Origin of the sequence: Dactylosporangium sp. NPDC049525 (assembly GCF_040676755.1) — a bacterium.
GTDB lineage: Bacteria > Actinomycetota > Actinomycetes > Mycobacteriales > Micromonosporaceae > Dactylosporangium.
Genome location: NZ_JBFAPO010000023.1, coordinates 147,696 through 160,625 on the forward strand (window position 1 = coordinate 147,696; position 12,930 = coordinate 160,625).

The following is a 12,930-nucleotide window of genomic DNA, read 5'->3' on the forward strand; positions in this document are numbered from 1 at the left end:
CGGGGGGTGGCGCCACGCACCGCGACAGCTTATGGACGCGGCGCCCCATCCGGAAGACGTCTTAACAAAACCTAAGGAACGCTGATCAACCCACGTCGCTTGAGTAGTGGCTCGATCAACGGATCGCGACCGCGGAAGGCGCGATAGACCTCCATCGAGTCGGCGCTGCCGCCCTTGGCGAGCAGGCCGTCACGGAACGTGTCCCCGAGTTCCCGGCGCAGGCCGCCCTGTTCGGTGAGCCAGTCGACGGTGTCGGCGTCGAGGACCTCGCTCCAGATGTAGGAGTAGTAACCGGCGCTGTACGCGGCGCCACTGAAGATGTGGGCGAAGTACGCGGTCCGGTACCGCGGCGGCACGAACGGCACCGCCACCCCGGCCTGCTCCAGCGCCTGGGCCTCGAAGGCGAGCACGTCGGTGACGGCCTGGGCCTCCTCGACGGTCAGCGTGTGCCAGGCCAGGTCGAGCAGCGTCGCGGCCAGGTACTCCGTGGTCGCGAACCCCTTGTTGAACTGCTCGGCCGCCTGCAGCCGCTCCACCACCGACTGCGGCAGCGGCTCGCCGGTGCGGTGGTGCGTGGCGTAGTTGGCCAGGACCTCCGGCCACAGCATCCACACCTCGTTGACCTGCGACGGGTACTCGACGAAGTCGCGGGGGACCCGGGTGCCGGCGAACTTCGGGAAGTGCACCTGTGAGAACAGGGTGTGCAGCGCGTGACCGAACTCGTGGAACAGGGTCCGGACCTCGTCCAGGGTGAGCAGCGTCGGCTCGCCGGCGGGAGCCCGGTTGATGTTGAGGTTGTTGACGACGACCGGCGCGGTGCCGAACAGGCGCGACTGCGGGACGAGGGCGTTGGCCCAGGCGCCGCCACGCTTCGACGACCGGGTGAAGAAGTCGCCGATGAACAGGCCGAGGGGCCCGCCGTCACGGTCGAAGACCTCGAAGACCCGGGCGTCGGCGTGGTACGCGGGAAGATCCGGCCGTTCCTCGAACCGGATGCCATACAGCTGCCCGGCGGCGAAGAAGACCCCGTCGCGCAGCACCCGCTCCAGCTCGAAGTACGGCCGCAGCTCCGTCTCGTCGATCGCGTAGCGGTCCCGGCGGATCTGCTCGGTGTAATACGCCCAGTCCCACGGCTCGAGGGTGAACGCGTCCCCGATCGCCTCCTGCAGGTCCTCGGCCTCGATCCGGGCGTTGGCGACCGCGGCCGGGGCGAGCTTCGCCAGCATCTCCTGGACGGCGTCGACGCTGCGGGCGGTGTTGTCGGCGATGTTGTACGCAGCGTGGTGCTCGAAGCCGAGCAGCCGGGCCCGCTCCGCCCGCAGCCGTGCGATGCGCAGCACCGACGCGGTGGTGTCGTGCTCGCCGCCGCGGGAGCCGCGCCCGACGGAGGCGGTGTGCAGCCGCTCCCGGACCGCCCGGTTGTGCAGCGCCGCCAGGGCCGGCTGGGCGGTCGGCAGGATCAGGTTCAGCGCGTAGCCGGTCTCGAGGCCCCGGTCGCGGCCCGCGACCTCGGCGGCGGCGACCGCGTCGGCGGACAGCCCGGCCAGGTCCCCGGCGTCCTGCACGACGACGGCGCTGGCCTTCATCTCGTCGCGCACGTTGTTGCCGAACTCCGTGGCGAGCGCCGCCAGTTCGGCGTTGAGCTCCCGCAGCCGGACGTGCTCCTGCTCGGACAGCCGCGCCCCGGCGCGGACGAACTCGGTGTGGTACCGCTCGAGCAGCCACGCCGACTCGGCGTCCAGGGCGAGGGTGTTGCGCTGGGCGTACAGCTGCTCGATGCGCGCGAAGAGCCGCGGGTCCAGCATGATGGCGTCACCGTGCGCGGACAGCAGCGGCACCACCTGCGACTCGATCTGCTGCAGGTCGGGGCTGGTGTCGGAGCTGGTGACGTTGAAGAACGCGGCCGACACGCGCTGCAGCACGCGGCCCGAGCGCTCCAGGGCGACCAGGACGTTGTCGAACGTCGGCGGCTCCGGCATGGTGGCGATGGCTTCGACCTCGGCCCGCTGCTCGGCCATGCCCCGCTCGAACGCGGGCAGGTAATGCCCCGTCTCGATGCGGTCGAAGGGCGGCAGCTGATACGGCAGGTCACTCGCGGCGAAGAACGGGTTGTCCGTGGTCACCTACCGACTGTATAGGGGCGATTCTTTTCCGGAAGTCCGTGCAGGCGATCCGGCCGGGCTGCGGGCAGCCTGACGGTCGGCATGCCGGAGTTGGCTGCGCGTATTGACATCGCCTTCCTGTCATCCTATGTTTCGCCCAGCGTGTCCGTAACCCGTCGATAGGTGCAACCGCCAGAAGCACCGCAGGGGCCTCAGCTGTCAGGTCGCCGCCGCGAGATCCGTGTTCGACGACCGGAATACATCCCATGTATATCTGCCCCGATCGTCGGGATGCGTGACACGCCGGGTCTTCGGCGAGCCCTGAAGGATGCCAGCGTCATCGGTCTCACGTACTCCGACAAGGAGCAGCGATGTCCCCCACCCCCTGGCGCCGGGCGCTCATGCCCGCCGTCGCCGCCGCCACACTGGCCGGCACGTTGTTGGTCACCGTCGTCCAGTCCGGGCCCGCCAACGCCTCGACGACCGACGCCGCGTTCAACTCGAGCTCCGGCGTCCTGGACGTGAACTACGGCTCGTACCTGTCCAAGCACGACGTCGTGTACAACTCGCCGAACACGAACCCGCTGTACGGCCTGACCGTCGGCAACGGCCGGACCGGCGCGATGGTCTGGAACGCCAACCAGCTCACGATGCAGGTGTCCGGCGTCGACCTGTCGGAGCAGTCCGCGTACGCGGCCGGCAACGTCAGCCTCACCACCACGCCGGCGATGAACACCGGGTATTCGACGTTCCAGCAGCGGCTGTCGCTGTACGACGGCACGCTGACGACGAAGTACGACACCAACCGCACGGTCACGATCATGGGCTCGCCCAACTCCGAGGTCATGGGCATCCACGTCGACGACTCGCGCACGGGTGTCTCGAACATCACCCTCGAGCTGAGCCTGTGGGACCTCAACGCGGTCACCAACTCCGCTGACGTGCCGAACCTGACCACCTGGAAGACCGCGTCGACCTTCGCCGACGCGGGCGGCATCGGCATCTCCCGCGGCCAGGCCGACCCCAACGGGTTCGGCTACACGCTCGCCGCGTCGGTGGAGGGCGCGGGCTACACGTCCTCGACCGTCAACGGCACCCGCGTCCGGCTGACGATCACGCCGTCGTCGAGCTACACCATCTGGTTCACCGCGGCGTCGCGGATCAACGCGCCGAACCGGGACTCGGTCACCGCGGCGCGCAACCAGCTCTCCTCGGTGAAGTCCACCGGCTACGGCACCACGTTCACCAACTACAAGAACTGGTGGCACAGCTTCTGGGGCAAGTCGTTCGTGCAGTACGGCGGCACCAACGACGCGGACTACCTGGAGAACGCCTACTACCTGTCGACCTACATGATCGCCGCCGGTGGGTTCGGCAACTACCCGGTGCACTTCATCAACGGGGTGTTCCGCGCGACGCAGGACAACACCAAGTGGTCCAACGGGTATTGGTACTGGAACCAGCGAGACGTCTACAATTCGTTCCTAGCATCGAACCATACCGATATGATGTCGACGTTCAACCGCCTGTACAGCCGAAATCAGGGCGCGTTGACGGCGTATACGCAGACACGGTACGGGGTCGGCAACGCGCTGTGGGTGCCGGAGACGATGGGCTGGGACGGTAACGCCCGCGGCACCGTCGGCAGCGACTACGTCAACGACATCTACTCCACCGGCACCGAGGCCGCCTACAACATGTACCTGCAGTACCGGTACACGAACGACACCGCGTACCTGCAGAACACGGTCTACCCGTACATGCGGGACGTGCTGCGCTTCTACCAGAACCGGTTCCAGCTGCAGAACAACGAGTGGGTCATGCCCAACTCCAACGCGCACGAGACCTACTGGGACGTGCGCAACGCGATCACCGACCTCGCCGCGGTGCGGCTGCTCGCCCCGATCGCCATCCAGGTCGCCACCGACCTCAACGTCGACAGCGGGCTGCGCACCCAGTGGCAGGACCTGGTCAACCGGATGCACCCCTACCAGGTGTCCAACGGCGCCTGGCTGCCGCACGACCCGCCCGCGCCGGCTCAGCAGCGCAACGGCGAGAACGTGTCGGCGGAGCTGATCTGGCCGTACGACCGCACCGGCATCGGCGCGAGCGACTACCAGACCGCGCTCAACACATGGAACAGCCGGCCCAACCCGTACAGCAACGTGTGGGCCAACGACCACGCCCAGGCGGCCCGCCTCGGCCTCGGTGACCAGGCCTACAACGGCATGAAGACCATGCTGCAGCGCTACCAGAACTACCCCAACGGCATGACCAACAACACCAACGGCGTCTTCGAGTACCTCGGCATCCACCTGGTGGCGATGAACGAGTCGCTGATGCAGAGCTACAACGACAAGATCCGGGTGTTCCCGGCCGCGCCGACGTTCGGCGGCTTCGTCGGCAAGTTCACGCTGCTGGCCAAGGACGGCTTCCTGGTCTCCTCCGAGCGGGAGGGCGGCGAGGTCAAGTACGTCGGCCTGCGCAGCCTGCACGGCAAGCAGGCCCGGGTGGTCAACCCGTGGGGCACCCAGCAGGTCCGGGTCCGGCGCACCTCCGACAACGCGATCATCACCACCTCCACCGCGTCGGAGATCAGCTTCGCCACCGCGGCGAACACGAACTACGTGGTGGAGCGCACCGCGAAGCTGCTGTCGTCGTACTCGGCGACCACGCTGACCGGCACGCAGAACAACGGCGTGAAGTCGCTGTCGGGCACCGCGTCCACCCTTGGCCTCGGCGCCGGCGGCCAGACCGGCGGCGGCCCGACGTTCTACGGCGACATCAACTACGGCGGTTCGGCGGTCACGCTCGGCGTCGGCAACTACGACCTCTCGCAGTTGCAGGCGGCCGGGATCGCCAACGACAACATCTCCTCCATCCGGGTGCCGTCCGGCTGGACCGTCGTCGCGTTCCAGCACAGCGGCTTCGCGGGAACGCAATGGACCTTCACCGCCGACAACCCGAACATGATCAATACCGGCAACAACGACGCGATCTCCTCGCTGCGGATCACCCGGGCCTAGCGTCCCGGTGACCGACGAGCGGTTCCGCGTCACGGCGTGACGCGTGCGTGGCCGGCCGGACGACCCGGCCGGCCACGTAGGCGAGTCCCGCGCCCAGAGTGTTGATCAGCACGTCGTCGGTGGCGCTGACCCGGCCCAGTTCCAAGGCGTACTGCAGCAGCTCCACCGTGGCGGAGCCGATCGCGGCCAGCAGCAGCACCCACCACAAGGTCAGCCGCGGCCAGCGCAGCGGGGCGAACGCGCCGAACGCCGCGAACACGAGCAGGTTGCCGACGACCTGCACGGTGGCCTCGCCGGGACCGGAGGACAGCACCCCGCCGAGCCCCGCGATCGGGTCGAGCTGGACCCTGGACAAAGCGTCGGCGGGGGTGAGGATCATCCAGACCCACGGCAGCGTGCCCGAGACGGACGCGACCAGGCCGAACGTTCGCCGCCGGTCGGGGGAGCGACGCCCCGCGACGAAAAACCAGAGGCCGCCGAGCGCGGTAAAGGCGGCGAGCACCGTGAACCAGTGCAACAGCATCAGCGGGCGTGGGCCGGAACCGAAGCGGTGAGGCTGTCGGCGAGGACGGTGATCTCGTCGCCGGGGCAGTAGTCGAACCGGATCCGCACCTCGTCGCCGGTGAGCACCTCGACCGGCTCGCGCAGCGGCACCACCAGGTAGTTCATGGTCCAGTCGACGCTGCCCGGCGGCTCGAACAGCAGCGACAGCAGGTTCTTCGTCACCACGCGCACGGCATTGACCAGGGCCGGGCGTTCCGCGATGAACCGCAGGTCGCCCGTGCAGTGGTGCGGCAGCGGATCGGTGTAGAAGAACTGCTGGAACACCTGCGGCGGGGCGGCCTCGACGGTGCGCGGCTGGAGGCTCTCCGGCAGTTGGAACACCGGCGCCGGCACGGTGTAGCCGAAGTAGGTGAAGTCCTGCTCGACCGGCTGGATCGCCTGCACGCACGCCTCCGGCACGAACCGTGGCAGCGGGCCGCCGATGTGGCGCAGGTAGCGGCGCTTGAAGCTGTTGATGACCTCGATCTGCCGCTCGCGGAGCAGCCCCACGTGCAGCATCTCGCACAGCACGACGTCGACCGGCTCCTCCGGCAGGTAGTCGCGGGCGTCGGCGTGCAGGACGGTGACGGCGTCGCCGACCGAGGCCCGCAGCGCCGTCTCCGCGGTGGCAAAGACCCGCGGCTCCCGCTCGATCGCGATGACCGTCCCGCCCTGCCGGGCGGCGAAGTAGGACAGCACACCCGTCCCGCAGCCGAGGTCGAGGACCCGGGTCCCGGGCCGGACGGCGTGCGCGATCGCGTCGGCGAACGCCTCCATCCGGCGGTCGTCGGACAGCAGCAACGCCTGATACTGCAGCGGGATCACGTCTGCCGGGAACCCGAGGTGCTCTCTGGTGAGTTCCCAGTCGAGGTGTTCCATGTGCAAAGCGTAGGCCCTAGCGAACGGTCAGGCCGTCCCATCCGGCATAGCCGCTGGGACCTCGCCGTTCCCTGGCCCGCAGGACGAACCAGCAGGTCGCGGTGAGGGTCGCGCCGGCGATCGCGTCGACGATGTAGTGGTTCGCGGTCAGCACCACGGCCGACGCCATCAGCACGGGCATCGCCGCGCCGAACGCCCGCAGCAACGGACCCCGGGCCGCGGCCAGGATCGCCAGCCCGATGAGCAGGTCCCAGCCGACGTGCAGGCTCGGCATCGCGGCGTACTGGTTGGTGAACATCGCCGGCTGCAGCACCCGGTACGCGTCGGAGGACTGTGTCACGGTGTCGACCAGGCCGAGCTCGGCCAGGCGCGGCGGCGCGAGCGGGAAGAGGGTGAAGATGACCAGCCCGATGCCGCCGGAGACCAGCATCGCGTTGCGGGTCCGGAAGTAGATCTCCGGGTTGGTGCGCGCCAGCCAGATCAGGGTGACGACGATGACCGGCCAGTGACCCCAGATGTAGATCCAGTTGAAGAACGTCGCGACGGCGGGGGTGCCCGCGAACGTCGACTGCAGCCACGCCTCGTGGAACAGCCCGACGGACCGTTCGAAGTCCACGACGGTCGCGGCGTTGGCCAGGGCGCGGTCCGTGGCCGCCTCCGTGGCGCCGCGGACCCCGAAGTACGCGGCCACCGCCGCCGTCACGATGCCGACCTGCCGGCCGAGGCCCACGCGTCGCAGCGCGGGTTTCTCCCAGGTGATGGTCATGGGTTCAGCCTCGTCACCGCGGGACCGCACGCCATCCAGGCGAAGCACGGACCCGACCCTGATCTCCGGGGACGCCGGGGATCAGGAGGTCCCTTACGGGGTAGTCACTTCTCCCCGATGTTCTTCAGGGGTGTCGGATCTTCGATGTTCGCCGGCGCGTTCCACTTCTGCAGCTTCGAGCCGTCGCACTCGGTGGCCGTGAGTTTGCTGACGACGGTGCTGCCCTTGAAGATGTCCTCGGTCGGCAGCTTCGGGTCGTCCAGGTTCGTGGGGCTCAGGCACTGGCCTTGGAAGTCCCTGATGACGTAGCTCGTCCCGTAGGTGCCCTCCTGATACGACACCTTCCATTCGACGGCGTCCTGGTCGAACTTGGGGTCGGTGAGGGCCGGGCACAGCTTCATCGTGACGAAGTGCGGGTTGGTGTCCTTCTTGAACGTCGTCAGGCAGTAGGTCTTGTTCGTCTTGGTGTTGTCGTACGTGGTGATGCGGCCACTGACCGTGCCCGTCTCGTTGACGGCGAGCGGCACCGAGAAGCGCTGGTTCCACGCGACGCTGAGCGGGTTCGGCGCCTGCTTGCACGGCCACACGATGAGGTACCCGAGGGTCGTGTCGAAGTTGGTGACGTCGACGCACCGGCCGAACTGCTTGAAGTTGACGAGGTTGTAGGGCGCGGCGGCGGCACCGGCGCCGACGCTCGCGTCCGGCGCGAACGTGCGCGTGTTGTCCGCGGCGCCACCGCACGTGACGACCTCCATGAACGCGCCCTTCGTGCTGCCGGCCTTCGCGTGCATGCAGAACGTGCCGAGGCCGCCGGTCGACGACGTGGCCTGGAAGTTGGAGCTGTCGTTGAGGTTCCACCGCTGGAAGTACGGCACGGTGGTCGACGTGCCGCACACCTGGAACTGCAGCAGCGCGCCGGAGACCGGGTTCGCCCCCGAGTCGATGCACATGCCCAGCGGGTTCGCCGCGGTCTTCGAGGAGACCAGCTGCATCGTCAGGTACTTCGTGTACGCGAACGTCTGCCGGGTGCTGCCCGGGTTGCACGGCTGGGTGGTGACGATCGTGCCGACCCCCGGCGAGCCGGAGCCGGCGTCCAGGCAGTACGTCCCGCCGTAGAGACGGACCAGGCCGCCCTCGATGTTCGCGTTGGTGAACCGGAAGACGTAGGTGGCGGTCAGCGTCCGGGTCCGGGCGTCGACGGGGTTGACCGGGCCGGTGGAGCCCTCGGTCGTGCCCAGCGAAGTGATCACCGCGTAGGACGGCGGGGCCGGCAGCACCGGACAGGACAGGGGCTTGTGCGCGGCGTCCTGGTACGCGACCGAGACCTGGTACCTGCCTGCCAGCCCGGCGCCGACCGTGCCCAGCAGCGTCTGGCTGGCCGGCAGGAAACACAGGTTGGCGATGCTGCCCGCCGACGCGCGGATCCCGCCGATCACCATGTCGATGCCGGCCTGGGCGGCGTGCAGCGCCTTCGCCCGGTCGATCGTCGCCGAGGTCTCGCGCAGCTGGCCGATCACCACCGGCACCATGAGCGTGGACAGGGACGTGCCGACCAGCGTCAGCATCATGGCCAGGGGCAGCGACCCCCGCTCGTCCCGCCGGAACCGTCGCAGGAAGCTCATGCGCGTGCCTCCGGGCAGACGTCGCCGGTGACGGTGCCCCGGGTGCTGTTCAGCGCGGTGAACGTGACGTCGGTCCTCGACCTGGTGTACCCGGTGCCCGGGTTGCTGGCCACGACGATCACGATCTTCAGCCGCTGGAAGCCGGTGTCAGTGCCGGCCTTCAGCAGTTCGAACGAGCTCTCGTCGGCGATCACCTCGTTGGCGAGCACGACCCACTGGCCGGTCGGTTTCGTCGTCTGCGGCCACACCTGCCGGCGCAGCACCTTCTTGGCCTGGTTCAGCTCCAGCTGTGCGCACTCCGGGTTGCCGGACGCGGTGTCGGTGTTGACGTACTCCACCACCTTGTTGCCGCCGCTGGTGCGCGGCACCGAGATCCCCGACGCGTAGCGCAGGTTGCGGTCCAGCCGCAGGAACGCGGTGTTGAGCTGCGACTCGGTCATCGCCACCAGTTCGTTGTTGTTGCCGGCCTTGAACAGCTGCACCACGCCGGTGGTGAAGATGGCCATGACCGCGGACATGATGCTGGTCGTCACGGCCATCTCGGCGAGGGTGATGCCGTCGTCGCGGCGCAGCCGCGACAGCACGCGCTGGAACGGGTTCATGTGATCGTCCAGAGGAACATGAAGATCGACTTGGCGCCGACCTTGTCGGTGACGGTCAGGGTGACCGGGTAGCTGCCGGCCGTCGTCGGCGTACCGGTGATCTTGTTGGTGGTGCTGCTGAACGTCAGGCCGGTCGGCAGGCCCGCCGCCGCCCACGTGTACGGGGCGGTGCCGCCGGCCGCGGCCGGCCCGAGCGCGGTGATCGCCGTGCCCTTGACGCTGGTGCGGTCCGGGGTCGGCGTCATCGCCGGCGACGTCACCTGCAGCTGCCCCGCGGGGGTGGTGATGTTGACCGGCACCAGGACGGAGTTGGTGGCGCCGAGGCTGTCGGTCACCGTCAGGGTCACCAGGTACCGCGACGACGCGTTCACCGTGCCGCTGACCAGGCCGGCACTGGACACGGCCAGCCCGGGCGGCAGGTCCTTCGCCGTCCACGTGTAGGTGCCGGAGCCGCCGTACCCGCTGACCGCGCCGTTGTACAGGGCGCCCTTGGTCAGGCTGATCGGCGTCGCCGCGTTCGGGTACTGCACGGCGACCTTGGTGTTCCACTTGAACGTCACCGAGTGGGTCTTCAGGTTCTTGTCGGTCACCTTCACGGTCACGTTCGCCGCCGCGGCCGCGCCGGTCGCCGTGCTGGTGCCGGTGATGAGCCCGGTCGCCGCGTTGATGGTCAGGCCGGCGGGCAGGCCGGTCGCCGTCCACGCGTACGGGGGCAGCCCACCGGTCAGCGGCACCTGGTAGGAGGCGGCGGCGCCGGCGTCCCAGGTCTGGGCCGCGGGTGCCAGGACCGGCAGCGGCGCGACCGTCCAGTTGAACGACGCGTCGTTGTTCGACGCGGCGTCGGTGACGACGACCCGCACCACGTAGATGCCGGCGGCCGTCGGGGTACCGTTGATGACGCCGGCGGGGGTGATCGTCACGCCCGGCGGGAGGTTCTCCGCCGACCAGGTCAGCGGCGGGTACGCCGTCGTCGCAGTCATCACCAGCGGCGCCGGCATCGGCACCCCGATCTCGTCGACCGCCTGGTTGCCGGGGTTGTCCGGCAGCGGCGGCGTGATCGTGATGCTCGGGTTGAAGATCGGGTCCGTCGGCGCCGCGCTGACCAGGGTCTGCGTCACGTAGGAGCAGACGCCGCCGGTGTTCGCGCAGCCCCGGTCGTTGTCCCAGGTGACGGCGACGACGACCCGGTAGAACTTCAGCAGGACGCCGGGCAGCGAGAGCAGGCTGCAGACGGTCCCGCCGAGCGGCATCTGGCACGAGCCGACGACGTAGTACCGCTTGAACGTCGCGTTGTTGAACGTCTGCGGATCCGCGGCGACCGGCAGCACCGGCGCCACGCTGGCGGCCAGCGGGCCCAGTCTCGAGTCCGACGCCGGTGTCATCGTGTCCAGCAGGCCCTGGAGGTTCAGGCTGCCGAGGCCTGGGATGTCACCGGCCTTGAGCTGGCGGAACTGCTCGACCACGTCCTTCTCGCCGCGGCCGGAGACGATGCTCGAACCGGGCAGCGACTTGACCAGGTCGACGCCGTCGTGGGCGAGCCGCACCGCCGTCTGCAGGCCGCGTTCCTTGTTCAGCGTCGTGGTCGTGGAGACGAAGAACGTCGTCAGCGCGGTCATGACCACACCGATGATCGCGATCGACGTGAGCGTCTCGACCAGGCTGAACCCGGCGTCGGAGGGAGGGGTCCGGTGCATGGCGTCCGCTACTTCCCGGTGGCGTAGAACGCCTGGACGGTGAGCGTCATGGTGGTGCGGTCGCCGGTGGCCGCGGCCACGTTCGCGTTGACGATGAGCAGCGCCCGGGGCTGCGCCTTCTGCAGCTGGTCGAGGAACGGGTTGATCTTCGCGGCCGGACCGGCGGCGGTCAGGCTGATCGGCAGCGCGTGCACCGTCAGCGGCCCCTTGGAGCTGACCTCGGTCGCGGTGCCGACGCTGATCCCGCTGACGGTGATCCCGCTCAGCTCGCCCGCCGTCTGCACCTCGCGCAGCAGCGCCGCCACCGAGTCCGTCTCCGGCAGCGCGGCGAGGTCCGCCGTCAGCTGGGTGCGGTACTCCTCGATGCGCTTGTTCTGGGTGTCGAGGTCCGCGATCTGGCTGCGCAGCTTCGACACCTCGACGGTGGTGTCGTTGGCGAGGGTACGCAGGTCCTCGGCCTCCTGATACCGCGGCGCGATGACGAAGTAATAGCCGAAGGCCAGCAGGACGATCGCGGTGAGCGCGCCGCCGAGCAGCCAGAGCCGTTCGGGTCGCATCAGTTGCCTCCCGACGCGCTCGGTGCCGCGCTCGGCGAGGTGAACCGCCCGCCGAGCGATGCCTTGGTGACGTCGACGCGGATGGTGAAGTTCAGCCCTTCGTCGGTCTCGTTCGCGTCGCTCGGGAACGGGTTGGCGAGCCCGGTGACCCCGCCGAGGGTGTCGACGTAGGCCGCGACGTCCTTCTTCGTCGGGGCGGTGCCGGTGAGCGTGATCGTGCCGATCACGTCGCCGCCGGCACCGGGGCTGGCCTCGGCGGCGTCCAGCGCGCCGGTCACGCTCTTCAACGCGACACCTTTCGGCGCCGCCTTCTGCAGCGAGGTGAGCAGCGCCGACCAGGGCAGGTCCAGCTCCATCAGGATCCCCAGCTGGGCGGTGATGTTCTTGCGCTGCTGGCGGATCTGCTCCAGCTCCGTGTAGGTCGCCTTCTTCCGGTTCAGGTCGCGCCTGCTGTCCTGCACGGCGTTGAGCTCCGTCTGCGCCTGGTCGGTCTTGCCGTCGGCGGCGACGTACCAGGCGAACAGCAGCGCCATGAACGCCGCCACGCCCGCGATCACGAGCCGCCGCACCATGCGCAGGCGCCGCAGTTCGGTGATCTCCAGCGGCAGCAGGTCGGCGGCGATCGGCAGGATCCGCATCGTCCGGGCGGTCGCGTCCGGGAACGCGGGATGTGGCGCACCGTCGCGCCCCTTCTTCGCCGGTACGGGCGGCGCCTGCCCGTCCGGTCCACCGCTCTCGTGCGGCGCGCTCGACACGCTCTGCTGCGCCGCGTGCACGACGGCGGGAACGGCGGGCTGGACCGCGGTCACGGCGTCCGACGGCGCGCCGGTCGCCCGCGCGGGCGGCATGGTCGCGGACTGCCCGGCGCCGGGCTGCGCGATCGGGGGCACGGTGGCGGGCATGGCTGCGGGCATGGTCGCGGCCTGCATCAGGTGCCCGGCGGGCGGAATGGACGGCGGCGCCGGTCGCGGTGGCGGCGGCACGCTGGCCTCCGGCACCCCGGGCGCCAGCGGTGTCGGGTGCGGCGGGCTCGGGTGCGGCGGGCTCGGGTGCGGCGGGCTCGGGTGCGGCGGGCTCGGGTGCGGCGAGGCGGGATGCGGCGCGCTCGGGTGCGGCGGGGCAGGATGCGGCGCACCCGC

At 69.5% G+C, this 12,930-nt stretch carries 10 protein-coding genes; 1 reads left to right on the forward strand and 9 read right to left on the reverse strand.

The annotated features are described in order from the left end of the window. Positions 1-71: 71 nt before the first annotated feature. A complete protein-coding gene (locus AB0K00_RS29770; protein ID WP_363526642.1) occupies positions 72-2,123 on the reverse strand; it encodes a M3 family metallopeptidase in 2,052 nt (683 codons plus the stop codon). A gap of 350 nt (positions 2,124-2,473) precedes the next feature. Between AB0K00_RS29770 and AB0K00_RS29775 the strand changes: the two genes are divergently transcribed. Beyond that, a complete protein-coding gene (locus tag AB0K00_RS29775; protein WP_363526644.1) occupies positions 2,474-5,128 on the forward strand; it encodes a carbohydrate-binding protein in 2,655 nt (884 codons plus the stop codon). Here the strand turns inward: AB0K00_RS29775 and AB0K00_RS29780 are convergent. The 8 genes from AB0K00_RS29780 to AB0K00_RS29815 form a co-directional block, all read right to left on the reverse strand. Next, positions 5,115-5,651: a VanZ family protein gene (locus AB0K00_RS29780; protein ID WP_363526647.1), complete on the reverse strand. Its 537-nt coding sequence runs from the start codon at positions 5,649-5,651 to the stop codon at positions 5,115-5,117. The genes AB0K00_RS29775 and AB0K00_RS29780 overlap by 14 nt on opposite strands. Beyond that, a complete protein-coding gene (locus AB0K00_RS29785; protein WP_363526650.1) occupies positions 5,651-6,550 on the reverse strand; it encodes a methyltransferase domain-containing protein in 900 nt (299 codons plus the stop codon). Before AB0K00_RS29785 ends, AB0K00_RS29780 begins: the two co-directional genes overlap by 1 nt. A 16-nt stretch (positions 6,551-6,566) precedes the next feature. After that, positions 6,567-7,316: a phosphatase PAP2 family protein gene (locus AB0K00_RS29790; protein ID WP_363526653.1), complete on the reverse strand. Its 750-nt coding sequence runs from the start codon at positions 7,314-7,316 to the stop codon at positions 6,567-6,569. Between the two features lie 104 nt (positions 7,317-7,420). After that, complete coding sequence (locus AB0K00_RS29795) at positions 7,421-8,938, reverse strand: hypothetical protein (protein WP_363526655.1); 1,518 nt, start codon at positions 8,936-8,938, stop codon at positions 7,421-7,423. Continuing rightward, positions 8,935-9,540 carry a hypothetical protein gene (locus tag AB0K00_RS29800; RefSeq protein ID WP_363526658.1) on the reverse strand — a complete coding sequence of 202 codons (606 nt, stop codon included), beginning with the start codon at positions 9,538-9,540 and terminating at the stop codon, positions 8,935-8,937. The genes AB0K00_RS29795 and AB0K00_RS29800 overlap by 4 nt, the downstream gene beginning before the upstream one ends. Beyond that, positions 9,537-11,234, reverse strand: a complete 1,698-nt coding sequence (locus tag AB0K00_RS29805; RefSeq protein ID WP_363526661.1) for an Ig domain-containing protein — start codon at positions 11,232-11,234, stop codon at positions 9,537-9,539. The genes AB0K00_RS29800 and AB0K00_RS29805 overlap by 4 nt, the downstream gene beginning before the upstream one ends. A gap of 8 nt (positions 11,235-11,242) precedes the next feature. Next, on the reverse strand, positions 11,243-11,791 hold the full coding sequence (pilO, locus tag AB0K00_RS29810) for a type 4a pilus biogenesis protein PilO (RefSeq protein WP_363526664.1): 549 nt from the start codon (positions 11,789-11,791) through the stop codon (positions 11,243-11,245). Then, a partial coding sequence (locus tag AB0K00_RS29815) for a PilN domain-containing protein (protein ID WP_363526667.1) occupies positions 11,791-12,930 on the reverse strand: 1,140 nt, incomplete at its 5' end. The genes pilO and AB0K00_RS29815, both read right to left, overlap by 1 nt.

Excerpts from the sequence above, each read along its gene's own strand:
- AB0K00_RS29775 (WP_363526644.1), top strand. The coding sequence starts at position 2,474 with ATGTCCCCCACCCCCTGGCGCCGGGCGCTCATGCCCGCCGTCGCCGCC.
- AB0K00_RS29780 (WP_363526647.1), bottom strand. The coding sequence starts at position 5,651 with ATGCTGTTGCACTGGTTCACGGTGCTCGCCGCCTTTACCGCGCTCGGC.
- AB0K00_RS29785 (WP_363526650.1), bottom strand. The coding sequence starts at position 6,550 with ATGGAACACCTCGACTGGGAACTCACCAGAGAGCACCTCGGGTTCCCG.
- AB0K00_RS29790 (WP_363526653.1), bottom strand. The coding sequence starts at position 7,316 with ATGACCATCACCTGGGAGAAACCCGCGCTGCGACGCGTGGGCCTCGGC.
- AB0K00_RS29795 (WP_363526655.1), bottom strand. The coding sequence starts at position 8,938 with ATGAGCTTCCTGCGACGGTTCCGGCGGGACGAGCGGGGGTCGCTGCCC.
- AB0K00_RS29800 (WP_363526658.1), bottom strand. The coding sequence starts at position 9,540 with ATGAACCCGTTCCAGCGCGTGCTGTCGCGGCTGCGCCGCGACGACGGC.
- AB0K00_RS29805 (WP_363526661.1), bottom strand. The coding sequence starts at position 11,234 with ATGCACCGGACCCCTCCCTCCGACGCCGGGTTCAGCCTGGTCGAGACG.
- pilO (WP_363526664.1), bottom strand. The coding sequence starts at position 11,791 with ATGCGACCCGAACGGCTCTGGCTGCTCGGCGGCGCGCTCACCGCGATC.